Source organism: Micromonospora sp. NPDC018662, from assembly GCF_044391475.1.
Taxonomy (GTDB): Bacteria; Actinomycetota; Actinomycetes; order Mycobacteriales; family Micromonosporaceae; genus Micromonospora.
The window spans coordinates 106,919-133,857 of sequence record NZ_JBISAC010000012.1; the positions used below are offsets into that span (position 1 = coordinate 106,919).

A 26,939-nucleotide genomic window follows, 5' to 3' on the forward strand; every position below is an offset into this window, starting at 1 on the left:
ATGTCCGATCCGCGCTACCTGACCGATCTGGTGCACCGGCCCACCGGCCCGGACGCCGACCGGGTCGCGGTCGTCGCCCCCGACGGCGAGCTGAGCTACGCGCGACTGTGGGAGCGGGCCGACGCGACGACGGAGCTGCTGCGCCGGGCCGGCGTCCGGCCGGGCGACCGGGTCGGCCTGCACCTGCACCGGTCCGCCGACTACGTGACGTCGCTGCTGGGGACGCTCGGGGCGGGCGCGGTCGCGGTCCCGGTCGATCCCGAGCTGCCCTCCGGCCGGGCCGAGCAGATGCTCGCCCTGGCCGCCCCGCGCGTCGTGCTCCACGCGGACCGGCCCGCGACGGTGGCCGCACCGGCGGGCACCCTCTGGCGCGACGTGCGTACCGCCGGGGTGGGGGTGGGCCTCGACCCGCCGGACCGCGCGGGCTGGGCGCCGCCCGCGGAACAGGCCGCGCTGGTGTTGTTCACCTCGGGTTCCACCGGCCGGCCGAAGGGGGTGGTGCTGCACCACGCCGGGCTGGTCAACCGGCTGGCCTGGGGCCACGACCGGTTCGGCTTCACCGCCGAGGACCGGGTGCTGCACAAGGCGTCGATCGGGTTCGACGCGTCGGTGCACGAGATCTTCTCCCCGCTGGTCGCGGGCGGCGTCGTGGTCGTCGCCGGTCCGGGGCTGCCGTTCGACGGCCTCGGCCTGGTCCGGCTGATCCGGCGGGAGGCGGTCACCACCGCGCACTTCGTGCCGACCATGCTGCGGCACGTGCTGGACGAGCCGGAGTTCGCCGGCTGCGGGACGCTGCGGCGGGTGCTGTGTGGCGGTGAGGCGCTGGACATGCGGCTGGTCCGGCGGCTGCGGGAGGTGCTGCCGTGCGGGCTGTTCAACGGGTACGGCCCGAGCGAGACCTCGATCAACGTGTCCTACTGGGACTGCGCGGAGCCGTACGCGGGCAGCATCGCCCCGATCGGCCGGCTCGTCGACGGCGTGGTCGCCCACGTGCGCGACGAGGAGGGCCGGCCGGTCGCCGACGGGGACACCGGTGAGCTGTGGCTCGGCGGGGTGGCGGTCGGCCTGGGCTATCTGGGCGACGACGCGCTCACCGCGGAACGCTTCCGGCCCGACCCGGAGCGGCCGGGCGGCCGGCTCTACCGCACCGGCGACCTGGTGCGGGTCGCGCCGCAGGGATTCCTGGAGTTCCGGGGCCGGGTCGACGACCAGGTCAAGGTCCGGGGCGTGCGGGTGGAACCGGGCGAGGTCGCGGCCGTGCTGCGTGAGCATCCCGCGGTGCACGACGCGGTGGTGGTGACCGTGCCCGACGCCGACGCCGGGCCGCGCCTGGTCGGCTACGTCGCGCCCCGGCCGAGACGCGCCCCGACGGTCGGTGGGCTGCCCCGGTTCCGGCTGCCCAACGGCATGGCGGTGACCGCCGCCTCGCCCGACGAGGCGGTCTTCCTCTTTCGGCAGATCTTCGACCACGCGGAATACTCCCGGTTCGGCGTCCGCCTCGGTGACGGCGCGGTCGTCGTCGACGTGGGCGCCAACATCGGCCTGTTCGCGCTCTGGGCGACCCGGCAGGCCCGCGACGTACGCCTGGTCGCTGTCGAACCGAATCCGGACACGCTGCCGTACCTGCGGGCCAACCTCGGCCTCTACGCCGCGTCGGCGTCCGTCGTCGAGGCGGCGGTGACCGACGTCGCCGGCACCGCCGAGCTGATCTCGTTTCCCGAGCTGAGCTACCTGTCCGGCCTCGGCGCCGACCGGGCCGGGGCGGCGTCGGAGCTGGTCCGGTCGCACTACCGGCACGGCGTCGGCGCCGCCGACGACGCCGAACGGGCCGCGCTGCTGGCGGACGCGCGCCGCCGGCTGACCCCGGTGGCGCACGTCGTGCCGACGGTGACCCTGTCCGAGCTGCTGGACCGGTTCGCGCTCGACCGGGTCGACCTGCTGAAGGTCAACGTGGAGGGCGCCGAGCTGAGCGTGCTGCGCGGGGTGCGCCCGGAGCACTGGCCCCGCGTCCGTCAGGTGTGCCTGGAGGTCGAGCGCAGCAGCGTCACCGCGCCCCGGGCGCGGGAGCTGCTGTCGGCGGCCGGGTTCGTGGTGCACGAGGTCGGCGACTGGAACGTCGGCGCGGACGCCGACGTCAGCTACCTATACGCGGTGCGGCCGGGGGAGCAGCCGCCGGCCGGGTCGCCCTGGGCCGAGCCCGCCGACCAGATGCTGACCACCGCCCAGCTCCAGGGCTACCTGGCGTCGGCGCTGCCGTCGGCGATGCGCCCGGACCAGATCGTCCTCGTCGACCACCTGCCCCGGCTGCCCAACGGCAAGGTGGCGCGGCGGGAGTTGCCGCCGCCACCCCGGCGGCCGGCGGACGTCGCCGCCGAACCCGGCGGCGTGCTCGCCGACCGGTTGCGCGAGGCGTGGCGGGTCACGCTCGGCGTCGACGCGGTCCACGACGACGACAACTTCCTCGCCCTCGGCGGGCATTCGCTGACCGCGCTGCGGGTGGCGGTGCGGGTGCGCGAGATGGCCGGCCTGGAGGTCAGCCCGGCGGGCTGCCTGCGCGCCGGGTCGTTCGCCGACTGGCTGACCCGGGTCACCGACGGGGGACGCGATGTCCGCGCCGCCCGGTGACGCGTCCCGGCACGTCGTCGTGGTGGGCGGCGGCCGGCTCGCCCGCGCGCTCTGCGACTCCCTGGCCGCGATCCACACCCCGGTCCGGCTCCGGGTGACAGTGCTGGCCCGCGACCCGGGCGCGGCGAACCGGCTGGCCCGGGGCGCGCAGGTGCGGGCCACCGTCGCCGGCACCGCCGTCGGGTTCACCGCCCGGCCGTTCACCCCGTCCACCACCGACCCCGGGCGCGGGTACGCCGCCGACGCCGCGTCGATGGCCCGGCTCCGGCCCGACGTGCTGGTCTGCGCCGCGTCGGCCCAGTCGCCGTACGAGCGGACGCACGCGCCGTCGGCCTGGACGGAGCTGGTCACAGCCGCCGGGTTCGGGGTGACGCTGGCGTTGCAGGCCGAGCTGGTGTCCCGGCTGGCCGCCGCGCTGGCCGCCGGCGCGCCGGACGCGTCGCTGGTGAACGCCGCCTTCCCGGACGCGGTCAACCCGCTGCTGGCCGCGGCGGGCCGGCCGGTGCTCTGCGGCATCGGCAACGTGGCGACGCTGGCCGCCTGCCTGGACGCCGCGCTGGGCGGCCCCGGGCCCCGGCGGTTGGCCGTGCTCGGCCACCACGCCCACCTCGCGGCGCCCGACCCGGCCGCCGCCGACGACACCGCCGAGGTGCGCGCCTGGCTGGACGGCCGGGAGGTCCCGAACGTCACGCCGCTGCTCGCCGGCTACCGCGCCCTGCCCCGCCCGGAGCTGAACGCGCTGGCCGGGCACGCCGGGGCCGCCGTGGTGGCGGCGCTGGCCGCCGGGATGGACGAGGTGGTGGCGAACCTGCCCGGTCCGCTGGGCCTGCCGGGCGGCTATCCGGTCCGACTACGCGACGGTCGGGCCGAACTGCGCCTGCCGGCCGGCGTCGACGTGGCGCACGCGTCGGCCTGGAACACCGCCGCCGGGCGCCGGGACGGCGTCGAGGTCGACGACGGCCACGTGCGCTACCCGGAGCGGGCCCGGGCGGCGCTGGCGGCGTACCGGCCGGACCTGGCCGGCGGTTGGCACGCCGGCGAGCTGCCGGAGGTCTTCGCCCGGTTCACCGCCCTGCGTGACCACCTGCGAACGGTGCCGCCGGCGCCGGCCCGTGCCCGGAGTGTGTGGGAGGAAGCCCGATGTCCGTGACCGCCCCGACCACCCGCAACCTGATCACCGACTACCAGGACGTCATCGCCTCGGCGGTGCGGCGGTGCGGCGCGGTCCCCGGCGACGCCGCCGGCACGCCCGGCTTCGCGCCCGGCTTCGACCTGCCCGAGCTGACCCCGGCCGTGCGCGACTTCTACGCCGTCGCCACGGTGCGTTGGGCCCCGCTCGGTGAGTACGGCGGCCACCGCCTCCACCTGCTCGACCTGACCGGCAACCCGGGCACCCGGACCACCAAGACGTTCGCGTCCCTGGTGATCGTCGCCCGCGCGGTGGAACACATCCGGCGTACCGGCGCCCGGCTGCGCATCGTCACCCCGACCTCTGCCAACAAGGGTGTCGCGCTGCGCGACGCGGTGGCCCGCGCGTACGCGGCCGGGCTGGTCACGCCGGAGCAACTCGCCATCGTGGTGCTGGCGCCGCGGGCGACCCGGCACAAGTTCCGCCACGACGCGCTCGCCGCCGACCCGGTCGCCCGCCGGCTCAACCCGCTGCTGCGCTACACCGGCGACGACCCGGAGGGCGTGAAGGCGCTCGGCCGCGCGTTCGTCGACGCGTACGCCGCCCGGCTGCACGACGAACAGGGCGTCACGCTCTGGTACACGCTGGACCTGAAGAACTACCTGGTGGCCGACGCGGCCCGGGCCGCGTTCGAGGCCGACGTCGCCCCGACCGGCGCGGCCGGTGCCCGCTGGCACGCCCACGCCGTCTCCAGCGCGTTCGGTCTGCTCGGCTACAACCTCGGCCGCGACGTGCTGGAGGCGGCCGGCCGGGCCGACCCGGACGACCGTCCCGGTTTCCTGCTCGTGCAGCACCTCGGCACGCCCGACATGGTGCTCAGCCTGCGCCACGGCTCGTTCGCGCGGGACAACGTCCCGACCTGGACCCGCGACGAGAGCCTGGACGCCTGGACGCAGGACAAGGACCCGCGCTTCCCGGCCGTCACCGACGACCCGGCCGAGGTGCTCGACCCGACCTTCTACACCCACCGCCCGGTGACCTCCCCGGCGATGAACGCGCTGATCGACCGGCACGGCGGCGACGGCATCGTGGTGTCGCGGCGCGAGTGCGTCAAGCGCTACCCGGCGGCCCGGGAACGGCTGGCCGAGGCCGGACTGGTGCTGCCCGCCGAGCCGGGACGGCTGCGGGAGTGGTCCATCGTGATGGCACTGACCGGCGTCTGCAACGCCGTCGACCGGGGCCTGGTGCCGGCCGGACACGACATCGTGGTGCACGGCACCGGCAGCTACGCCGACGACTTCACCGTCGCCGACGCGGACGCCGAGGTGTCCACCGTCGCCGACGTCGCGGCGGCCGTCGTGGGCCGGCGGTGAGCCCGACGCCGGCCGCCCACCCGCTCGGCCTGCCCGCCGCGCGGGCCGAGCGGCTCGTCGCGCGGGCCCACGCCGCCGGGGTCGCGCCGGCCACTGTGGTCCTCACCGCGACCGCGCTGCTGTTCCGCCGGTACACCGGCGTCCAGGTGGTGACGCTGGGCCACGGCGACGAGCCGGTGACGCTGGACCTGACAGTCGACGCCCCGATCCGCGAGCTGTGGCGCGCGCTGCGCCCGGCGCCGCCCGGCGTCACCCCCGACGCCGTCGTCCGGATCGACCCCGACCTGCGCGCCGGCACGCTGACCGGGCTGCCCGACGACTACGCCGACGACCTGCGCGCCGACCTGATCGACGTGCTGTCCGCGCTCGACCCGGACGCGTCGTCGGCCGACGTGCTGCGCGCGGCCCGCTACGAGCGGCGTCCGGCGCCCGACCTGGGCCGGCTGCACGGCGGCGACGGCACCGAGGCCGACGCGGTGCGCGGGGAGACGATCCCCGCCGCGTTCGCCGCGGTGGTCGCCGCGCACCCGGACCGGGTGGCGGTGCTGGCCGACGACGCGACAGTGACCTACCGCGACCTCGGCGCCGCCGTGGCCGCGACCGCGGCGGCGCTGACCGGGCCGGGCGACCCCGCGACGCCGCCCGCGCCGGTGGCGGTGCTGTGCCGACACGGGGTCGCCACGATCACCGGGATCCTCGCGGCGCTGGCGTCCGGGTCGGCGTACGTGCCGCTGGACCCCGTGTTCCCGATCATCCGGCTGGCCGGCATGATGCGCGACGCCGGGGTGCGGGCCGTCGTCACCGACTCCGGACACGCGCGGCTCGCCGCCACGCTGGCCGCCGACGCCGGGCTGCCGGAGCTGCCCGTGGTGATGCTGCGACCGGGCGCTCCCGGGTCCAGCCCGCCGGTACCGCATGGCCCGGCGCGGCCGGACGACCCGGCGTACGTGCTCTACACCTCCGGGTCGACCGGGCGGCCGAAGGGGGTGGTGCAGAGCCACCGCAACGTGCTGTTCGGCATCCGTAACCACGTGCGCAACTTCGCCGTCCGGCCGGACGACCGCACCAGCGTGCTCACCTCGTTCGGCTACGACATGGCGGTCACCGACACGTTCGCCGCGCTGCTGTCCGGCGCCGCCGCCGTTCCCGTCGACGTGCGGGCGCACGGCCTCGGTCACCTGGCCGGCGCGCTCGCCGACCGGGGCGTCACTGTCTACCACTCCACCCCCACCGTCTACCGCTACCTGGTGGCGAGCCTGGGCGACGGCGGGCGGCTGCCGTCGGTCCGGGCGGTCCTGCTCGGCGGCGAGGAGGTCACCCGGCACGACGTGACGCTGGCCCGGCGGTCGTTCGCGCCGGGCGTGGTGTTCGTCAACGGGTACGGCACCACCGAGATCAGCTTCGCCGCGCAGCACCACCTGCCGCCAGGCGCGCGACCGGAGCGGGCCGTGGTGCCGATCGGGCACCCGCTGCCGGGCGTCGAGGTGGTGCTGACCGACCCGGCCGGGCGCCCCACCTGCCGGACCGGCGAGGTCGTCGTGCGCACCCCGCACGTCGCGCTCGGTTACCTGGGGCTGCCGGAGCTGACGGCGGCCCGGTTCACCGAGCACGACGGGGTGCGGGCGTACCGGACCGGGGACGTCGCCCGGCGGCTGCCGGACGGGACGCTGGTCTTCCTGAGCCGCAGCGACCGGATGGTGAAGATCCGCGGCTACCGGGTGGAGCTGGGTGAGGTCGAGGCCCACCTGGCCGGGCTGCCCGGGGTGGGCCGGGCGGCCGTGGTGGCGCGGCGTGGCGCGGCCGGCGCCGGCGAGCAGGAAATCATCGGGTACGTCGTGCCGGCCGGCGGGGCGGACCTGCGGCCGGCGGTGCTGCGGGAGCGGCTGGCGGCGGTGCTGCCGGACTTCATGGTGCCCCGGGCCGTGGTGCCGGTGGCGGACCTGCCGACCGGTCCGACCGGCAAGCTCGACGCGGCCGCCCTGCCCGACCCGGCCGTTCTGCCGGACCCGGACGCGGAGGCCGATGGCCCGACCGGTGGGCCGCCGTCGGGGCCGGTCGAGGAGACCATCGCGGCGGGCTGGCGCGCGGTGCTGGGACTGCCCACCGTGGACCGGCGGGTGAACTTCTTCGCCGCGGGCGGCCACTCGCTCCAGCTCGCCCTGGTGCAGAAGCACCTGGAGGAACAGCTCGGGCGGCGGGTGCCGCTGGCCCGGCTGGTGGAGTTCCCGACGGTGGCGTCGCTGGCCGCACACCTGGCGGCGGGCAGCGCGGTCGGCGTACCGGAGGACGGTCGCCTGGCGGCGGTCGGCCGCCGGATGGCGCGGCGCCGGGCCGCGCGGGGCGGCGGCCCGGGGGAGGGTGACACATGACTGAGGACGACCGGATCGCGGTGGTGGGGCTGGCCTGCCGGGTGCCCGGCGCGGACGACGCGGTCACCCTGTGGCGCAACCTGCTGGCCGGCACGACGTCGGTACGCCGGCTGACCGCCGCCGACGGCGCGCCCACCGACCCCGACTGGGTGCCGGTGTTCGGCCGGCTCGACGACCTGGCGGGTTTCGACGCGGACCTGTTCGGCTACCCGGCCGGGGCGGCGGCGCTGCTCGACCCGCAGCACCGGCTGTTCCTGGAGGTGGCCTGGCACGCGCTGGAGGACGCCGGCATCGACCCCGACCGCGACCCGGCCCAGATCGGCGTGTTCGCCGGCTGCGGCCCCAACCGCTACCTGCGTCACCACCTGCTGGGCAACCCCGCCCTGCGGCCCGCCGCCGGGGACCTGGCCGAGGACTGGGACGACGCGCTGACCGGCGCCGACGGCGACTACCTGCCGACCCGTGCCGCGTTCGCGCTGGGCCTGACCGGGCCGGCGGTGGCGGTCCGGACCGCCTGCTCGACCTCGCTGGTCGCGGTCTGCCAGGCCGCGCAGAGCCTGCTGGACTACCGCTGCGACGTGGTGGTCGCCGGTGGCGCGGCGGTGGTGTCGACCCGGCAGGCCGGCTACCGCCTGCGGCCGGGCGGCCTGCTGGCCACCGACGGGGTGTGCCGCCCCTACGACACGGCGGCCACCGGGCAGGTGTTCGGCAACGGCACGGGCGCGGTGGTGCTCAAACGGCTCGCCGACGCGCGCGCCGACGGCGACCACGTGCACGCCGTGCTGGCCGGGTGGGCGGTGAACAACGACGGCGCGGACCGGCCCGGCTTCACCGTGCCGGGCGTGGCCGGGCAGGCGGCGGTGCTGGCGGAGGCGTTGGCGTCGGTGGGCTGGGACCCGGCCGACGTGGGCTACCTGGAGGGGCACGGCACCGGCACGCCGGTCGGTGACGCGATCGAGGTCGAGGCGCTGGTCCGGGCCCGGCGGGGCAGTCGGGCCCCGCTGCTGCTCGGCTCGGTGAAGGGCAACGTCGGCAACCTGGACGCCGCCGCCGGCGTGATCTCGCTGATCAAGACCGTGTACGCGGTCCGGACCGGGCAGGTGCCGGGCACGGCGCACTTCACCGGCGCGCACCGCGACGTCGACCTGGCCGCCGCGGGCGTCGAGGTCACCGCGCGGACCCGCCCGTGGGACGGGCCGCGGCGGGCCGGGGTCAGCTCGTTCGGCCTCGGCGGCACCAACGCGCACGTGCTGGTGGAGCAGGCCCCCGCCACGGGCGACCGGGACGGGGCCTGCCCCGACCGGGTGGTGCTCGGCCTGTCGGCGGGCAGCCCGACCGCGTTGCGGCAGCTGGCCGGGCGACTGGCCGCGCGGCTGGCCGAGGGCGACCTCGCGGTCGCGGACGTGGCGCACACGCTGGCGGTGGGCCGGCGGCGGCTGGCCCACCGGGGCGCGGTCGGCTGCGCCGACGTGCCGGAGGCGGTCGCGCAGCTCACCGCGTTCGCCCGGGGCGGGCCGGTGACCGACGACGCCGCGACCCGGTCCTGGCGCGACGGTGGCGACCTGCCGGTGGCGCGGGGACGGCGGGTGCCGCTGCCCGGCTATCCGTTCCAGCGGACCCGGCACTGGATCGAGGCGGCGCGATGATCGGTCCCCACCTGCGGTATCCCGAGGTGTGCCTGCCCGACCTGGTCGCCGGACACGCCGCCCGGCGACCCGACGCGCCGGCCGTGACGCAGGGCGGCCGGACGCTGAGCTACGCCGACCTGGTCGGCCGCGCCGCCGCCCTCGCCGCGTCGCTGCGCGCGGACGGCATCGCCCCGGACGACCTGGTGGGCGTCTGCGTGGACCGCCGCCCGGAGCTGGTGGTGGCGCTGCTGGGCGTGCAGGCGGCCGGCGCCGGCTACGTTCCGCTCGACCCGGCGCTGCCGGCGCCGCGACTGCGCGAGCTGGCCGCCGAGGCCCGCCTGCGCGTCGTGGTGGGCACGCCGGCCGTCGCGCCCGGCGTCTTCGCCGACCACGCCGTGCGGGACGTACCCGCCGCGACCGCGCCCTGGCACCCGACGCCCGCCACGCTGGCCACCACCGCGTACGTGATGTTCACGTCGGGATCGACCGGGCGGCCCAAGGGCGCGGTGATCGAGCACCGGGCGCTGACCGAGGCGGTCACCGGCATCGCGGAGTTCTCCGGCTTCGGCCCCTCGACCCGCTGCCTGGCCTTCGCCTCGATCGGGTTCGACGCGTCGGTGGCCGACCTGCTCGCCCCGCTCGCCGCCGGTGGCACCGTCGTGCTGGCCGGTGACGCCGAGCGGGCCGACCCGACCCGGCTCTACCGCGTCTGCGCCGAGCAGGACGTCGACGTGGTGGTGCTGCCGCCGCCGGTCCTGCCGCTGCTGGACCCGGCCCGGCTGCCCGGCGTACGGCTGGTGATGACCGGCGGGGAGGCGACCGGCCCGGAGCAGGTCGGCCGCTGGACCGAGGGCGGCCGGCGGTTCGTCAGCGTCTACGGCCCGACCGAGGCGACAGTGCTGGTGACCTGGTTCGAGGGCAGCGGCGGGTGGACCCGGCCCATCCCGATCGGCCGGCCCGCGGCCAACCACCGCATCCACCTCGTCGACGACCGGTTCCGCGAGGTCGGTCCCGGCGAGATCGGTGAGGTGCTGGCCGGCGGGCCCGGTCTCGGCCGGGGCTACCTGTTCGACGCCGCGCGCACCGCCGAGCGGTTCGTCCCGGACCCGTTCACCGACCGGCCCGGGCAGCGCCTCTATCGCACCGGCGACCTGGCCCGGTGGTTGCCGGACGGGAACCTGGAGTTCCTCGGCCGGGCCGACCGGCAGGTCAAGATCCGCGGGCAGCGCATCGAGTTGGGCGAGGTGGAGGCGGTGCTGCGCCGTCATCCCGACGTCGACCTGGCCAGCGTCCAGGCACGCGGCGGCCCCGGTGGCCAGGAACTCGTCGCGTACGTGGCGACCGGCCTGGACGTGGCCGAGCTGCGCGCCCACTGCGCGCGGCTGCTGCCGGCGGCGGCCGTACCGGCGCTGATGCACACCATGCCCGCGCTGCCGGTCACCATCAACGGCAAGATCGACGTCGACCGGCTGGCCGCGCTCACCGCCGCCGCGCCGGAGCCGGAACCGACCGGCGAGGCGCCGGCGACCGACACCGAACGCCTCGTCGCGCGGGCGTGGTCGGCGCTGCTGGACGCGCCGGCCGTCGACCGCGACGCCGACTTCTTCCACCACGGTGGACACTCGATCGCCGCGATGCGGCTCGTCGCCGACCTGCGGGAGCGGCTGGGCCGGGACGTCGCAGTCGAGGACGTGCTGCTCGGGCGGACGCTGCGCGGCATCGCCGCCCGCGTCGACGCCGCCGCCGGGACCGGCCCGACCGCCGCCGTCCGGGGCCGGCCGCCGGCCCTGTCCCCGGCGCAGCGCCGGCTGTGGTTCCTCGACCGCTACTTCCCGGCCGCCGCGTCCGCCTACAACGTCGCCTTCGCCGAACGGCTCACCGGCGCACTCGACGTCGCGGCCCTCGCCACCGCGCTCACCGCCGTCGCGGACCGCCAGCAGATCCTGCGCTGGCGCATCCCCGACACCGACGGGGTGCCGTACGCCGTGGTCGACCCGCCCGCGCCGGTGCCGCTGCCGGTCCGCGACCTGCCGCCGGGCACGGACCTCGCCACGCACCTCGCGGCCGGCGCGGCGCGGCCGTTCGCGCTGGCCACCGACGCGCTGTGGCGGGCCGAGCTGATCCGGACCGGCGTCGACGAACACGTGCTGGCCGTCTACGCCCACCACGCCGTGTTCGACGGCTGGTCCCAGTCGCTGTTCCACGCCGACCTGGCCACCGCCTACCGCGCCGCGCTCGGGCAGGGGCCGCCGCTGCCGCCGCTGGCCGCCACCTACGGCGACTACGTCGCGTGGCGCGAGGAGCGCTCCCGGCGCCGCGGCGCGTCCGACCTGGACTGGTGGCTGGCGCACCTGAACGGCGTGCCAGTGGTGGTGGAGCTGCCCGGGGGACGGCAGCGGCCGGCCGAGCAGACGTACGCCAGCGCGACGGTCGGCACCCGGCTGGACCGGTCCGCCACCACCGCCCTGACCGACCTCGCCGCCGGGCTCGGCGCGACCCCGGCCGCCACCGTGCTGGCCGCGTTCGCGCTGGTCCTGGCCCGCCGCACCGGCCTGCCCGACCTGCTCGTGGGCACCCCCACGGTGGACCGGCGCGCGGCCGACTTCGCGCCGATGGTCGGGTTCTTCATCGAGATCGCGCCGCTGCGGCTGCGCCCGCTCCCCGGGGCCGGCTTCGCCGCGCACGTCCGCGCCGCCTGGGCCGAGCTGCTCGCCGCGCTCGCGCACCCGGAGGCGCCGGTGGAACGCGTCGTCGGCGGTTTCGGCCTGGGCGGCCTGCTGGACCGCAGCCCGCTGGTGCAGGTGCTGTTCAACATGTACACGTTCGACGAGCCGAAACTGGACCTGGCCGGCCTGACCAGCGAGCCGGTGCCGGTGGCCGCGCCCGGGTCCCCGTTCGACCTCACCCTGTACGGCGTGACCCGGGACGGGCAGCTCCGGGTGGAGATCGTGTTCAACCCCGACGTCTACGGCGGCGACCTGATGGCGGCCGTGCTGGGCGAGGTCGAGCGGGTGCTGCGCGCGGGGGCCGCCGATCCCGAGCGACCGGTGTCCGAGCTGCCCGCCTGGACGGCGATCCCCGCCGGGAGCCCGGGCGAGGTGCCCCGGGCCGCGCCGGTCACCCGCGTCGCGAGCCGGCCGGGGGCGACCGCCGCCCGCCCCGCCACCGCCACCGAACGGCGGATCGCCTCGGTCTGGTGCGACGTGCTCGGCGTGCCCGAGGTGGCCGCGACGGACAGCTTCTTCGACGTCGGCGGCGGCTCGCTGGCCGTCGCCGTGGTGCAGCGGCAGCTCAACCGGCTGCTCGGCACCGACCTGCGGGTGGTGGACCTGTTCCACCACCCGACCGTCCGCGCGCTCGCCGCGCACCTGGACAGCGGGCGCGCGACAGCGGGGGACAGCGCCGAGGACGCGGCGGTGGAACGGGCCGCCCGCCGGGGCGCGGTGCGCCGCCAGCGGGTGCTGCGCCGGGCCGTCGACGAGCCGGCCGGGGCGGGTGACCCGGAATGACGCACCTGGTGCCCCTCGGCGACACCGGCTGGTCGGTCTGGCGGGACGTGCTGCTGCGCAGCGCCGGGTTCCCCGCCGACGGCCTGGACCGCTTCGCCGCGCCGGACTGCGCCGCCGCCGCCGACCGGCACCTCGCCGGCCAGGTGGACGACGCCGCGTTCCCGGCCGCGTACGCCGACGCCACCCGGGCGGCGTCGGCGGCGGTGTGCGGGATCGCCGCCGACCCGCTGTTCCGCGAGGCCGTCACGTGGCAGAACCCGGACGTGCTGGTGGCGCTGGACGGGCTGGTCCGCGACGGCCCGGACGGGCCACGCAACGTCCGCCGCCGGGGCCGGGAGAACGTCGTCGCCGGTTACTGGCAGCGCTACGTCGCCAAGTGCGAGACCATCGGCTTCTTCGGGCCGGTGTGCTGGGGCACCGTGGCGCCGGGTCCGGCTGCCGTCACCGCCCGGCCCGGCCCCGGCCTGCTCCGCCGGCGCGTCGTCCACCTGGAACACTGGGCGCTGTCCGCGTACGCCGACGGGCTGACGGCGGACCCGCTGCTGCGGTCGTGGCTGGCCCCGACGCTGGCGCCGCACGCCCACCTGGACGGGCGGGTCGTGCACCGGCCCGCCCAGCGCCCCACCCCGGTGTCGCTGACCGAGTCGATCGCGTTGGCCCGCTGCGACGGACGCCGACCCGCCCGGGAGATCGTCGACGACCTGGTCCGCGACGAACAGGCCGGCGTGCGCCGGCCCGAGGAGGGCTTCCTGCTCCTCACCCACCTGGCCGAGCGAGGGCTGCTGCGCTGGGACTTCGACCTGCCGCCGGGCTTCGCCGCGGAGACGGTCCTGCGCGAGCGGATCGACGCCGTCGGCGACCCGGCGGCCCGGGAGCCGGCCCGGGCCGGGCTGGACCGGCTCGCCGCCGCCCGCGACCGCGTCGCCGACGCCGCCGGTGACCCCGCCGCGCTGGCCGCCGCGCTGGCCGCCCTGGACACCGAGTTCACCGGACTGACCGGCCGGCCGCCGCGCCGCCGGGCCGGGCAGAACTACGCCGGGCGGGCGCTGTGCCACGAGGAGACCGTCCGCGACGTCGAGTTCACCGTCGGCCGTGACCTGCTCGACGCCCTCGCCCCGGCGTTGGACCTGCCGTTGCGGGCCGCGCGCTGGCTCACCGCCGAGCTGGCCACGGCGTACGGCGACGCGCTGCGCGACCTCCACGACGACCTGAGCGGCGACGGGCCGGTCCGGCTCGGGGACCTGTGGTTCGTCGCCCAGGGCCCGCTGTTCGGTCCCGGTGACCGGCCCGCCGACCGGGTCGCGCGCGAGTTCGCCGCCCGCTGGGAACGGGTGCTCCGGCTCGCCGACCTGCCCGCCGACACCGCGCGGCTGACTGTCGACGCGGCCGAGCTGGCGCCCCGGGTCGCCGCGCAGTTCCCGGCCACCCGACCCGGCTGGAGCGCGGGCCGGATCCACAGCCCGGACCTCCAGCTCGTCGCGGAGTCGCCCGACGCCGAGTTCGTCGCGGTGCTCGGCGAGCTGCACGCCGCGTACGCGACGTTCAACGCCGAGCTGTTCACCCACTGCCATCCCGACCTGGCGCGGCTGCGCCGGGCGTACGCGGCGGACCTGGGCCCGGCGCGGCTGCGTCCGGTCTACCCGGTCGACTTCCCCCGGGTCGGCGGCCGGCTGTCGGCGTCCCTGTCCGGGCCGGACGACCACCGGCTCGCGTTCGCCGACGCCCCCGGCGCGGGCCGGGACCGGCTGGTGCCGGCCAACGCCGCGCTGATCTCCGAGGTGGACGGCGTGCTGGTGGCGACCGGACCCGACGGCACCCGCTGGCCGCTGGTCGAGGTGTTCTCCGACCTGATCGCGGTGCACGCCGGCGACGCGTTCAAACTCATCACCGAACGCCCGCACAGCCCCCGGGTCACCGTGGACCGGCTGGTGCTGGCCCGGGAGACGTGGCGCACCACAGTCGGGGCGACCGACCTGACCGACGCCGTCGACCCGGCGCGCCGTTACCTCGCGGTACGCCGGTGGCGGGCCGCGCTGGGCCTGCCGGAGCGGGTCTTCGTCCGGGTGGCCACCGAGCTGAAACCCGAGTACGTCGACCTGACCAGCCCGCTCTACGCCAACCGGCTCTGCCTGATGCTGCGGGCGGCCCGGCGGGCGGGCGGCGCGGACGTGCCGGTGACGGTGACCGAGTTGCTGCCCACGCCGGCGCAGGCGTGGCTGCCCGACGGCCGGGGCCGCCATTACGTCAGCGAGCTGCGCCTGCACATCCGCGATGCCGCCGAGCCGGAGGTCATGTCGTGACGAACGAGACAGTGGAGCCGATCGCGATCGTCGGCCTCAGCCTGCGCGTGCCGGGCGCGTCCTCGGCGGAGCGGTTCTGGCGCAACCTGGTCGACGGCACCGAGTCGTTCACCCGGTTCAGCCGCGCGGAACTGCTGGCCCGCGGCGTCGCCGCCGACGAAGTCGACGATCCGGCGTACGTGCCGGTGGCCGCCGTGCTCGACCAGGTCGACCAGTTCGACGCCGGCCTGTTCGGGATGAGCCCGCGCGACGCGGAGCTGGCCGACCCGCAGCAGCGGCTGTTCCTGGAACACGCGCACGCCGCGCTGACCGACGCCGGCTGCGACCCGGCCCGCTACGACGGCGAGATCGGCGTGTACGCGGGCGGCAACGCCGACCTCTACCAGTGGCTCAACGTGCGGCGGAACCCGCGCGCGCTGGCCGACGCCGGTGAGCTGCGGGTGTCGTTGGGCAACAAGCCGGACTACCTGGCCAGCACCGTGTCGTTCCGGCTCGGTCTGCGGGGCCCGGCGATGACCGTGCAGACCGCCTGTTCGTCGTCGCTGGTCGCGGTGCACCTGGCCAGCGAGGCGCTGCGCAACGGCGAGTGCGACACGGCGCTCGCGGGCGGCGTGTGCGTGGAGCTGCCGCACGCCGTCGGGTACGTCGCGGACGAGGGCTACACCTCCGCCGACGGGCACTGCCGCCCGTTCGACGCGCGCGCCGACGGCACCGTCTACGGCAGCGGCGTCGGTGTCGTCGTGCTCAAGCGGCTGTCCGACGCGCGGGCCGACGGGGACGACATCCGGGCGCTGATCATCGGCAACGCGGTCAACAACGACGGCGCGACAAAGGCCGGCTTCACCGCGCCCAGCGTCACCGGCCAGGTGGAGGTCGTCGTGCAGGCCCTCGCGGTGGCCGGCGTCGCCCCGCGTTCGGTCAGCTACGTGGAGGCGCACGGCACCGGCACGGTCCTGGGCGACTCGATCGAGATCGCGGCGTTGAGCGCGGCGTACGGGCGGCGCACGGCCGAGCGGGGCTGGTGCGGGGTCGGCTCGACAAAGGCCAACATCGGTCACCTCAGCGCGGCCGGCGGCGTGGTCGGCCTGATCAAGACCGTGTTGTCGATGCGGCACCGGCTGATCCCGCCCAGCATCAACCACGACCGGCCGCACCCGGAGATCGACTTCGAGGCGAGCCCGTTCTACGTGGTGTCGACGCTGACCAAGTGGGAGCCGGCGGAGCAGCGCCCGCTGCGGGCCGGAGTCAGCTCGCTGGGCCTCGGCGGCACCAACGCGCACCTGGTGCTCCAGGAGGCCCCACCGCTCGCCCCCACCGAACCGGACGACGGCGGCGGGGAGCTGCTCCAGGTGTCCGCTGCGACCCCGGCCGCGCTGGCGGCGGCGTGCGCCGGGCTGGCCGCCCACCTCACCGACCGGCCGGAGCTGGAGCTGCGCGACGTGGCGTACACGCTGCGGGAGGGACGGCCGGCCTACCGGCACCGGGCCGCAGTGGTCGCGGTGGACCGGGCCCGGGCGGCGGCTGCCCTGACCGATCCGCGACGCCGGGCGGACGGGGACGCGGCGCACCCGCCCCGGGTGGGTCTGCTCTTCTCCGGCCAGAGCTCGGCGCACCCGGGCATGGGCGCGCAGCTGGCCGCGACCGAGCCGGTCTTCGCCGCCGCCGTCGAGGAGTGCGCCCGGGTCCTCGGCCGGGACCCGCACGAGCTGCTCGTCGGCGCGGGACCCGGGGCCGACGAGCGACTGGCCGAGCCGGAGGTGCTGCAACCCGCGCTGTTCACGGTCGGGTACGCCCTGGCGACGCTGTGGCGGCACTGGGGCGTCACGCCCGCCGCGATGCTCGGCCACTCCATCGGCGAGCTGGTGGCGGCCACCGTCGCCGGGGTCTTCGACCTGCCCGACGCGGTGCGCCTCGCCGCCGCCCGGGGCCGGCTGGTCCGGGCCGCGCCGGAGGGCCGGATGCTCGCCGTGCAGCGCGGCGCCGACGAGATCACGCCGCTGCTGCCGGCCGGGGTCGCGGTGGCGATCAGCAACGGGCCGCAGACCTGCGTGCTGGCCGGTGCGCCGGAGCCGGTCACCGCGTTCGCCGACACGCTGCGCGGGCTCGGCATCGGCTGCACGCCGCTGCGCACGCCGTACGCGATGCACGTGCCGCTGCTGGAGCCGGTGCGCGACGAGTTCGCGGCGCTGGTGGCGGCGGTGCCGCGCCGGGCGCCGACGGCGCCGGTGTGGTCGGCGGCGACCGCCGCGCCGTTCACCGACGCGCAGCTCACCGACCCGGCGTACTGGGCGGAGCAACTGTGCCGGCCGGTGCGCTTCGGGGCCACGGTGGCGGCCCTCGCGGCGACCGGCCCGCCCGACGGGTGGCTGCTGCTGGAGTGCGGCCCCGGCCGCCAGCTCGCCGGGCTGGCCCGGCTCAGCCTGCCGCCGGGGGCCCGCGCGCCGCTGCGCACGCTGCCCGCGCCGGGGGAGCGGCTGACCGACCGGCAGACCGCCCACGAGGCGGCCGGCCGATTGTGGACCGCCGGGGTGCCGGTCCACCTGCCCACGCCCGGCCGGCCGCGTCGGGTGTCCCTGCCCGGCTACCCGTACCAGCGGACCCGGCACTGGATCGACCCGGCGCCGGTGGCCGTGGCGCCCGCCGCGCCGGCCGCCGACCGCCGCCACGACGACGGCGTCGTCGAGGTTCCCCTCTGGCGCGAGCTGCCCGCCGCGACGCCCGCCGAGGCGCCGGCCGCGCTGCTGCTGTTCGCCTCGGGCCGGCGGGGCACGGCACTGGCGGAGCGGCTGCGGGAACGCGGCGTCGACGTCACGGTGGTCCGCCCCGGGCCGGCCTTCGCGGTCCGCCCGGACGGCTACCACGTGCGGCCGACAAGCGTCGCCGACCACCGTCGGCTGCTCGACGAGTGCGCCGACGACGAGCGCGCCGGCCGGATCGTGCACGCCTGGCCGCTCGACGGGGACCCGGCCGGCTCCGACGTGGCGGCCGTGTCGGCGGCCCAGGACCACGGCTACCTCGCGCTGCTGACGCTGCTGGAGGCGCTGCCGGACACCGACGTGGAGCTGGACGTGGTGACCGCCGGGGTGGCCGACGTGACCGGCGCCGACCTGCTGCGCCCGGAACACGCGACGGTCGCCGGGGTGGTGCGTTCGGCGCCGCTGGAACGCCCGCGCCTGCGTGGTCACTGGATCGACGCCGACCCGGGCGAACCCGCCGTCGACCCGCTGGCCGACGAGCTGCTCGGCGTCGACCGGGCCGAGGCGGTCGCGCTGCGGCTCGGTGGGCGTCGCTGGATCCGCGAGTTCGCGGCGGTGCCGGCCGGCGGTCGGGCCGGTTCCGGGCCGGTCGTCCGGGACGGCGGGCGGTATCTGATCACGGGCGGCTCGGGCCAGGTCGGCGGCGCGTTCGCCGCCGAGCTGGCCCGGCCCGGCGCGCGGCTGGTGCTGGTGAGCCGCGCCACCGCGCCGCCGGCCGCCCGGATCGAGGCGCTGGAGCGGGCGGGCGCCCGGGTGCGGCACCTCACCGCCGACGTGGCCGACCCGGACGCGATGCGGGCGGTCCGCGACGAGGTGCTGCGCGACCTCGGCGGTCTCGACGGCATCATCCACGCCGCGCGGCGACCGGACACCGGCCTGGCCGCCGGGTCACGGCTGGCGGAGGCCACCGCGGAACTGCGGCCGAAGCTCACCGGCACGCTGGTGCTGCGCGAGGTCTTCGGTGACCTGCCCTTGGACTTCGTGGCGCTCAGCGCCTCGGTGACCGCGCTCGCCGGTGGCCTGGGCCGGGTCGACGACACGGCGGCCAACGCGTTCCTCGACGCGTACGCCCGCGCCCCGCACGGCTGGCCGACCCGGGTGGTGGCGCTGGCCTGGGGCGCGTGGCGGGAGGACGGCGTGCCCGACCACGACGGGCTGCCGGCCGCGGCGGCGACGGCGGCGGCGTGGCGGGTCCTCGCCGGGGGCCGCGCCGGCTCGGTCGCGATCGGCGCGTACACCGTGGCCGCGGTCGCCGGCCACGAGCGGCGGCTCGCCTCGGCCACCGCCGCGACCACCGTGACCGCCGTCGACGGCGACCTGACCGCCACCGTCGCCGGAATCTTCCGCGACGTCCTGGGCGTCGCCGAGGTCGGCCCCTACGACGACTTCTTCCGGCTCGGCGGCACCTCGTTGGTGGCGGCGCACCTGGTGCTGCGCATCCGCCAGGCCGTCGGCGCCCGGCTGTCCATGCGGGTGCTGTTCGACGCGCCGACGGTCGCCGCGATGGCCGCCCGGATCGAGGCGCTGCGCGCCACCCCGCCGGCCACGGCGGCGGAGACACCGATCCCGCGCCTGCGCCGGCCGGGGCGGCCGGCGTGACCGAGTCGCCGCCGGACCTCACAGCGGTCGACGGCGTCTACCGCGCCGCCGCCTCGTACGCCCAGGAGCGGGTCTGGTTCACCGCCCAGCTCAGCCCGGGGCAGCCGCTGTTCACGATGACCGACGCGGTCACCCTGCCGGCCGGGGCGGGCCCGGAGCAGGCGCTCGCCGCGCTGCGGACGGTCACCGAACGGCACGAGGCGCTGCGCACCACGCTGTGCCTGGTGGACGGCGAACTCCGGCAGGACATCCACCCGACAGCGCCGGTGGAGCTGCCGGTGACCGACCTGTCCGGACTGCCGCCGCCGGAGCGGGAGCGTGCCCGCGTCGGGATCGTCGCCGAGTACGCCCGCCTCGACCTGCCGATGGACGGCCTGCCGCTGTGGCGGGCGCGGCTGCTGCGGCTCGACGCGGACACCTGGTGGCTGCTCTTCGCCGGCCACCACGTGATCCTCGACGGCACGTCGCTGCTCAACCTGCGCGCGGAGCTGACCGAACTGTGCGCCGCCGCGGTGGCGGGCCGGGCGCCGGACCTGCCCGACCTGCCCGTCCAGTACGCCGACTACGCGGCCTGGGAACGCGACCGCCTCGACGGCCCCCGCCGGGGCGAGCTGCGCGACTACTGGCGGGAGACGCTGGCCGGCCTGCCCGCCGTGCACGGGCTGACCACCGACCGCCCGCGCCCGCCGACGCGCGCGTTCCACGGCGCCGACGTGCGCCGCGCCCTGCCCGACGGCGTGCCGGAGGCGTTGCCCGAGCTGTCCCGGCAGACCGCCGCCACCCCGTTCATGGTGCAACTCGCCGCGTTCGTCGCGTTGCTGCACCGGCTGTCCGGCAGCGACGACGTCGTGGTCGGCATGCCGGTGGCCGGCCGGGACCGCGCCGAGCTGGAACCGCTGCTCGGCATGTTCATGAACATGCTGGTGCTGCGCGTCGACGTCTCCGGTGATCCGCCGTTCCGGACGCTGGTCCGCCGGGTCCGCCGGGTGGTGCTCGACGCGTGGGACCACCAGGACATGCCGTTCCAGAAGCTGGTCGAGGACCTGGCGGTGCGCCGCGACCCCGGTCTGCCGCCGCTCTACCAGGTGACGTTCCACCACCTGCCGACCGGGCGCGGCGCGGCGTTCGGCGGCGCGATGGACGACCTGTCGCTGGAGATCGCCGGCGACGAGCTGCGGCTGGAGTACGACACCGCGCTGTTCGAGCCGGCCGCCATGGCCGCGTTCGCGGACCGCTACCTGCTGCTGCTCGCCGCCGCCGTCGCGTCGCCGCAGACCCGGGTGGGCGCGCTGCCGGTCATGTCGGACGCCGAACGGGACCTCGTGGTGACCGGCTGGAACGACACCGCCGCCCCGGTGCGCCGGAGCACCCTGGCCGAGTTGTTCGACGCCCAGGTCCGGCGCACACCGGACGCGGTGGCGCTGGTCGACGGCGACACCCGGCTGACCTACGCCGAGTTGTCCGCCGCCGCCGACCGGGTGGCCCGGCGGCTGACCGCCCACGGGGTGGGGCCCGAGTCGGTCGTCGCCGTCCACGAGCCCCGCTCCAGCCGGCTCGTCGCCGGGCTGCTCGGCGTCCACCGGGCCGGCGCGGCGTACCTGCCGCTGGACCCGGACCATCCGCCGGAGCGGCTGGCGTTCATGCTGACCGACGCCGGCGCCGAGGTGCTGCTCGCCGACGAGGTGCCGACCGGCCTCACCGTTCCGGGCGTGGTGCTGCCGCTGACCGGTCCGGACCGGCCGGGAGCCGTCCCGGGCGCGGTGCTGCCGTTGACCGGTCCGGACCGGCCGGGACCGGTGACCGGCCGGGTCGCCGCCGGGCCGGACAACGCGGCCTACGTGATCTACACCTCCGGATCCACCGGGCGACCGAAGGGCGTGGTCAACGCGCACGCCGGCGTGGTCAACCGGCTCGACTGGATGCAGGACGCCTTCGCGTTGGGGCCGGACGACGCGGTGCTGCACAAGACGCCGATCGGGTTCGACGTGTCGGTGTGGGAGGTGTTCTGGCCGCTCGTGGTGGGCGCGCGGCTGGTGCTGGCCGCGCCGGGCGGGCACCGCGACCCGGCGTACCTGCGGGAGCTGATCGCCCGCGAGCGGATCACCACCGTCCACTTCGTGCCGTCGATGCTGGACGCGTTCCTGGCCACCGCCGACGACGCCGACCTGGCCCGGTGCGGCTCGCTGCGGCGGATCGTGTGCAGCGGCGAGGAACTGCCGCTCGACCTCGCCCGCCGGGCCGTGGCCGCGCTCCCGGCGGCGTCGCTGCACAACCTCTACGGGCCCACCGAGGCGGCGATCGACGTGACCGCCTGGGCGGCCACCCCCGCCGCGCTGGCCGCTGTCACCCGGGTGCCGATCGGCGGGCCGATCCGCAACGTGCGCGCCCACGTGCTCGACCGGGCCATGCGGCCGGTGCCGGTCGGGGTGGCCGGGCAGCTCCACCTCGGCGGGGTGCAGGTGGCCCGGGGCTACCTGCGCCGGCCCGGGCTCACCGCCGACGCGTTCCGCCCCGACCCGTTCGGCGCGGCCGGCGGGCGGCTCTACGCCACCGGCGACCGGGCCCGCTGGCGGGCCGACGGCACCCTGGAGTACCTCGGTCGCCTCGACGACCAGGTGAAGCTGCGGGGGCTGCGGATCGAACCGGGGGAGATCGCCGCCGTGCTGCGCGAGCAGCCGGGCGTCGGCGCCGCCGCCGTCGCGGTCCGCGGCGCCACCCCCGCCGGTCAGCGCCTGGTCGCGTACGTGACGCCGGCGGCGGGCGCCGGGGCGGTGGACCCGGCGGCGCTGCGGGAGGCGCTGCGGCGGCGGCTGCCGGACTACATGGTGCCGTCGGCGTGCGTGCCGCTGGACGCGCTGCCCCTGTCCGCCAACGGGAAACTGGACACCGCCGCGCTGCCCGACCCGGTGCCCGACGGCGGCGGCGCCGCGGCGCACCGCCCACCGGTCACCCCTGTCGAACGGGCCGTCGCCGCCGCCTGGCAGGACGCGCTCGGGGTCGCCGACGTCGGCCTCGACGACGACTTCTTCGCCCTCGGCGGGCACTCGCTGCTGGCGATCCGGATGCTGGCCACGCTGCGCGCGGCGTACGGGCCGGTCGACGTCGGCGTGATGGACCTGTTCCAGCACCCCACCGTGGCGGGGCTGGCCGCGCTGATCGACGGTCCGGCCGAGGACCGCCGGCGTCCGCTGCTCTACGAGCTGACCCGGCCGGTGCCGGCGGCACAACGGGTGCGGTCCTACGTCTGCGTGCCCTACGGCGGCGGGCTGGCCAGCATCTACCAGCCGCTCGCGGACGAGCTGCCGCCCGGGCACACGCTCTACTCCCTGGCCGTCCCCGGGCACGACGTCGGCGTCGACGACACCGAGCTGCCCTTCGACGAGCTGGTCGAGCGGTGCGTGGCCGAGATCGAGGACCGGGTGGACGGCCCGCTGGTCCTCTACGGTCACTGCGTCGGCGGCGCGCTGCTGACCGGCATCGCCCGGCGGCTGCACGAGCGGGGCCGGCCGATCGAGGCGATCTACGCCGGTGGCGTGTTCCCCACCGCCCGGCCGGACAACATGCTCGGCCGGCTGGTCGACTGGGTCGACGCGCGGGGCGCGGACCGGCGCTACGAGACGTTCCTGCGGTCGATCGGCGCCGAGCTGGCCGACCTGGACCCGGCACAGGTCGACCGGTTCGTCCACCACGTGCGGCGCGAGGCGGCCGAGGCGCAGGAGCGGTTCACCGCCTGGCTGGACGCCGAGCCGGTCCGGGTCCCCGCGCCGGTGATCTCCGTCGTGGGCACCCACGACGTGCTCACCGAGTACTACGAGGAGCGCTACCGCGAGTGGGGCTTCCTCGGGCAGTCCACCGCGCTGGTGGTCCTCGACCAGGCCGGGCACTACTTCGTCAAGCAGCGGGCCCGGGCGCTCGCCGAGGTGCTCACCCACCCGGGCCTGTCCGCGCCGGCCACCGCGCCCGCTCCGGTCGCCGGTGACGGCTGGGAACTCGCCGCGACCAGCGCCGACCCGGCCGCCGTCGAGGCCGGGGTGCAACCCGGCGTACGCCGGTTCCTGGCGCTCACCGCGAGCCAGCTCATCTCGGCCACCGGCTCGGCGCTGACCCAGTGGGCGGTGCCGGTCTGGGTCTACCTGAGCACCGGGTCGATGCTGTGGTTCGGCCTGTCCGGGGTGATCGCCTACCTGCCGGCGCTGCTGGCGCTGCCGGTCGCCGGCACCGTCGCGGACCGGTTCGACAGGCGTCGGGTGCTGATCGCCGCCTGCGCGGTCGCGGTGACGGCGGAGGCGCTGCTGGCCACGCTGCTGTGGACCGACAGGCTGGGGCTGGCCGCCGTCTACACGCTGGTCTGCGTGCTCGGCGCGGCGTCGGTGTTCCAACGCATCACCTACCTGGCCGCGATCCCGCAGGTCGTGCCGAAGCGCTACCTGGGCCACGCCAACGGCATCGCCCAGCTCGCCGTGGGGCTCAGCTCGCTGGCGGTGCCGCTGCTGGCGGCGGGCCTGCTCGCGGCCGTCGGCCTGACCGGTGTGCTGCTGATCGACATCGTGAGCTACACGGTCGCCATCGGCGTGCTCGCGGTGGTGCGCTTTCCCCGGCTGCTCGGCCGCCGCCGCAAGGAGCCGTTCCTGGCCGAACTGGTCGGCGGGGCGCGGATGGCGTGGGCGGAGCCGGGCTTCCGGGCCATGCTCGGCTTCTTCTCGCTCTACAACCTCTGCCTGGCCAGCCTGCTGCTGGTGCCGCCGATGGTGCTGGCGTTCGGCACCATGGGCCAGGTCGGCACCGTGGCGTTCGCCGAGGCGCTGGGCGCCGTCCTGGGCGGGCTGGCGGTCGCGGTCTGGGGTGGACCGACCCGACGCCGGATGCCCGCGCTGATCGCCATCGCGTTCGGGGTCGCGATCAGCCTGGTGCTCAGCGGCGTACGCCCGAACCTGCCGCTGATCGCGCTCGGCAGCTTCGGCGTGGGCCTCGGTCTGGGCCTGCACAACGGCATCTACCTGTCGCTCATCCAGGTGAAGGTGCCGCAGCGGTTCCACGGCCGGGTGCTGGCGATCATCCAGACGCTGACCTGGGCGACGTTGCCGCTGGGCTTCGCCGTGCTGGTGCCGCTCAGCGGTGCCGTGCTCGAACCGATGTTCGCCCCGGGCGGCGCCCTGGCCGGCAGCGTCGGTGCGCTGATCGGGACCGGCCCCGGTCGGGGGCTCGGGTTCGCGTTCGTGGTGTCGGGCCTGGCGCTGGCCGTGGTGGCGGCGGGCGCGTACGGCATGCGCCGACTGCGCCACTTCGACACCGAGACCCCGGACGCCCCGGCGGACGCGACGCGGTGGCTACCGCGCGGGCGCCGGGTCGACGATCTGTAGCCGCAGCTCCGAGGCGTACGCCCGGCCGGCCGCGTCGGTCAGCCAGGCGTCGCCGGGGCCGGGCAGCAGCTCGGTGACGGTCAGCCCGACCCGTTCCCCGCCCCGCTCGTGCGCGCCGCGCAGCAGCGTGCACAGCAGCCGGGTGTAGACGCCGCTGGTCAGGTCCACGAAGGTGGGCTTGAGTTCGGTGTCGACCCGGACGAAGACCTGCTCGGGCAGGCCGAGCGCGCGCCGCCAGCGCCGCACCGCGAGGTAGCGCGCCCGCTCGCCCTTCACCGTGTGCAGCCCGGTCGCGCCGACCGTGGTGCGCCACGTCTCCCGCACCAGCACCAGATCGTCGACGGTGACCCGGGGCGTGTGCCCGGCGTTCCCGGCCAGCTTCCACGTGTCGAACACCTGGTGGTCGACGAGCGGCGCGAACACCTCCAGCAGCGGCCACTGCCGCCCGTCCCCGGCGTACGCCCGCAGGCCGCCGTCGGCATCGGGTCGCACCGTGAGGTCGGTGATCGGCACGAGGCGGTCCGGGTCGGCGCCGGGGGCGCCGGTGAAGCCGAGCTGCGCGTCGGCGGGCCCGTGCAGCCACTCCGCGATGCGGGCGGTGTGCCGGGGCCAGTCCACCGGGGCCAGCAGCCGCACCCGGCCCTCGGGCAGGTCGGCGCGCATGGCGTCGCGCAGCCGCTGCGGATCCGGGTGACCGTGGGCGAAGAAGTGCGTGTCGAACGCGGCCAGGGCCACGTGCAGCTCGCCGAGCACGACGGTGACGTCGCCGCGCCGCAGCGCCGCCTCGTCCGGGGCGCACAGGTGCACGTCCGGGCTGTGGATCCGGGCGGCGGCCCAGCCGGGCGCGGTGGCGGGGAACGCGGCGGCGACCCGCGCGGTCAGCTCGGCGGCGTCGAAGCGCAACTCGCGGGCGTCCGGGTCGGCGTCGGCCAGCCCGAGCACGGTCGCCCAGCGGGCCAGGAAGTCGGCGGTGACGGCGGCGCTGGGCGGGTCCGCCCCGAACACCACCGCCTGGGCGTGGAACCACAGGTCGGCCAGGGGCACGTCCGGGCTCGCCGCGTCGGCCGACAGGTCGCGGTGGAGGGCGGCCAGCGCGTCGGCGTACGCGTCGCCGATCGCCGCCGTCAGCCACCGCGCCGACAGCAGCAGCGGCTCCAGCGGGGCGAGCCGGCGCAGCAGCGCGTCGCCGAAGCGGATGTCGAGGTCGCGTACGGTCTCCAGGTGGCACAGGGTGCGCCCGGCGTACACCTCGCCCGGTTGGTGCCGCGCGGGCCGGCCGGTCAGCTCGACGAACCGGCGCTCCAGCGTGGACATCGCCGCGGCCAGGGCGTCGGGGTCGTCGGCGGCGGCCACCGCGTCGCGCAGCGCGCCGACCTCGGCCAGCTCGCCGAGCAGCCGCGCGCGGAGCGCGTCGTCGCCGATCGCGGCGAGCTGGTCGCGCAGCGCGTCCTCGGCGGTGAGGTCGACCGGCAGGTCGAAGCCGATCCGCAGCACGCCGCTCCCGGCGAGCGCGTCGAGTTGCGCGTGCACGTCGGCGGCGCGACGGAAACCGCTGGCCGGGTCCGCGAGCAGCCCGGCGACGAGGTCCCCGACACGCGGTCGCCGCCCGGCCAGCGCCAGCAGCGCGGCCGTCCCCGCCGGCAGCGCCTGCGGCGCGCGGTGCGGGTGCCGCAGCACCCGGTCCCGCAGCGTCAGCTCCGGCGACAGGCGCACCGGCAGCCAGTCGCGGACGCCCGCCGCGCGGGCGAACGCCGCGCCGAGCGCGTCCAGCCCCCACCGTTCCAGGAAGACCCGGCGGTCCCGGGTCAGGGCCGGACCCGGCCGTACGGTGGCGACCGGACCCGGGCCGCCCAGCTCGGTCCAGCAGATCGGGCCGAAGAAGCCGACCGTGTCGTTCTTGAGGCAGTAGCGCTGCCAGTACTTCGCCACCACCTCCTCCCGGTGGCGCCGGCGCAGGTTGCGCGGGGCGTGCGGGCCGTCCCGCCGGATCGCGTCGACGGCCACCAGCACCGCCGGGTTCTGCCAGGTGAGCGCCGTGCGGAACGCGTCGTCCCCGGCGACGTCGTGGACCGCCCGGCCCAGCTCGGCGGCGGCGGCGTCGAACGCGGCGTCGAAGGCGGCCTCGTCGCAGGCCCCGGCGAGGTGGGCGTCGGCGACGGCGGCGAGCGCGGGCGCGGCGAACCGGCGCATCCCGGCGGCCGGGAAGCCGGCCGAGCGCAGCAGCGCGGAACGCCAGACGTGCCACGGGGTTCCGGGCAGGGGCGTGAGATGCTCTCGGGGCACCCGGCAAT

The 26,939-nt window shown here is 77.1% G+C and carries 10 protein-coding genes; 9 read left to right on the top strand and 1 reads right to left on the bottom strand.

What is annotated here, in order from left to right; translation table 11 throughout:
* The 9 genes from ACH495_RS27220 to ACH495_RS27260 are packed head-to-tail and all read left to right on the top strand — an operon-like array spanning nucleotide 1 to nucleotide 24,648.
* Entirely contained in the window at nucleotides 1–2,625 is a 2,625-nt protein-coding gene (locus tag ACH495_RS27220) for an amino acid adenylation domain-containing protein (RefSeq protein WP_396860628.1), read from the top strand.
* Entirely contained in the window at nucleotides 2,606–3,775 is a 1,170-nt protein-coding gene (locus ACH495_RS27225; protein WP_396860549.1) for a potassium transporter TrkA, read from the top strand. The genes ACH495_RS27220 and ACH495_RS27225 overlap by 20 nt, the downstream gene beginning before the upstream one ends.
* The gene (locus ACH495_RS27230) at nucleotides 3,766–5,127 is read left to right on the top strand and encodes a DUF6002 family protein (protein WP_396860550.1); all 1,362 of its coding nucleotides are present in this window, start codon (nucleotides 3,766–3,768) and stop codon (nucleotides 5,125–5,127) included. The genes ACH495_RS27225 and ACH495_RS27230 overlap by 10 nt, the downstream gene beginning before the upstream one ends.
* Nucleotides 5,124–7,496: an amino acid adenylation domain-containing protein gene (locus ACH495_RS27235; protein ID WP_396860551.1), complete on the top strand. Its 2,373-nt coding sequence runs from the start codon at nucleotides 5,124–5,126 to the stop codon at nucleotides 7,494–7,496. The genes ACH495_RS27230 and ACH495_RS27235 overlap by 4 nt, the downstream gene beginning before the upstream one ends.
* Complete coding sequence (locus tag ACH495_RS27240; protein WP_396860552.1) at nucleotides 7,493–9,142, top strand: beta-ketoacyl synthase N-terminal-like domain-containing protein; 1,650 nt, start codon at nucleotides 7,493–7,495, stop codon at nucleotides 9,140–9,142. The genes ACH495_RS27235 and ACH495_RS27240 overlap by 4 nt, the downstream gene beginning before the upstream one ends.
* Complete coding sequence (locus ACH495_RS27245) at nucleotides 9,139–12,633, top strand: amino acid adenylation domain-containing protein (RefSeq protein WP_396860553.1); 3,495 nt, start codon at nucleotides 9,139–9,141, stop codon at nucleotides 12,631–12,633. Before ACH495_RS27240 ends, ACH495_RS27245 begins: the two co-directional genes overlap by 4 nt.
* Nucleotides 12,630–14,933 (top strand): lantibiotic dehydratase, encoded by a 2,304-nt coding sequence (locus tag ACH495_RS27250; protein ID WP_396860554.1) that lies wholly within the window; start codon nucleotides 12,630–12,632, stop codon nucleotides 14,931–14,933. Before ACH495_RS27245 ends, ACH495_RS27250 begins: the two co-directional genes overlap by 4 nt.
* Nucleotides 14,930–19,288, top strand: coding sequence for an SDR family NAD(P)-dependent oxidoreductase (locus ACH495_RS27255; protein ID WP_396860555.1), 4,359 nt, complete (start codon nucleotides 14,930–14,932; stop codon nucleotides 19,286–19,288). The genes ACH495_RS27250 and ACH495_RS27255 overlap by 4 nt, the downstream gene beginning before the upstream one ends.
* Complete coding sequence (locus ACH495_RS27260) at nucleotides 19,285–24,648, top strand: amino acid adenylation domain-containing protein (protein ID WP_396860556.1); 5,364 nt, start codon at nucleotides 19,285–19,287, stop codon at nucleotides 24,646–24,648. Before ACH495_RS27255 ends, ACH495_RS27260 begins: the two co-directional genes overlap by 4 nt.
* Here ACH495_RS27260 and ACH495_RS27265 read toward each other — a convergent pair.
* Entirely contained in the window at nucleotides 24,616–26,931 is a 2,316-nt protein-coding gene (locus tag ACH495_RS27265; protein WP_396860557.1) for a lantibiotic dehydratase, read from the bottom strand. The genes ACH495_RS27260 and ACH495_RS27265 overlap by 33 nt on opposite strands.
* Nucleotides 26,932–26,939 lie beyond the last annotated feature (8 nt).

Coding starts and splice junctions, on each gene's coding strand:
- ACH495_RS27220 (WP_396860628.1), top strand. CDS start 1: ATGTCCGATCCGCGCTACCTGACCGATCTGGTGCACCGGCCCACCGGC.
- ACH495_RS27225 (WP_396860549.1), top strand. CDS start 2,606: ATGTCCGCGCCGCCCGGTGACGCGTCCCGGCACGTCGTCGTGGTGGGC.
- ACH495_RS27230 (WP_396860550.1), top strand. CDS start 3,766: ATGTCCGTGACCGCCCCGACCACCCGCAACCTGATCACCGACTACCAG.
- ACH495_RS27240 (WP_396860552.1), top strand. CDS start 7,493: ATGACTGAGGACGACCGGATCGCGGTGGTGGGGCTGGCCTGCCGGGTG.
- ACH495_RS27245 (WP_396860553.1), top strand. CDS start 9,139: ATGATCGGTCCCCACCTGCGGTATCCCGAGGTGTGCCTGCCCGACCTG.
- ACH495_RS27250 (WP_396860554.1), top strand. CDS start 12,630: ATGACGCACCTGGTGCCCCTCGGCGACACCGGCTGGTCGGTCTGGCGG.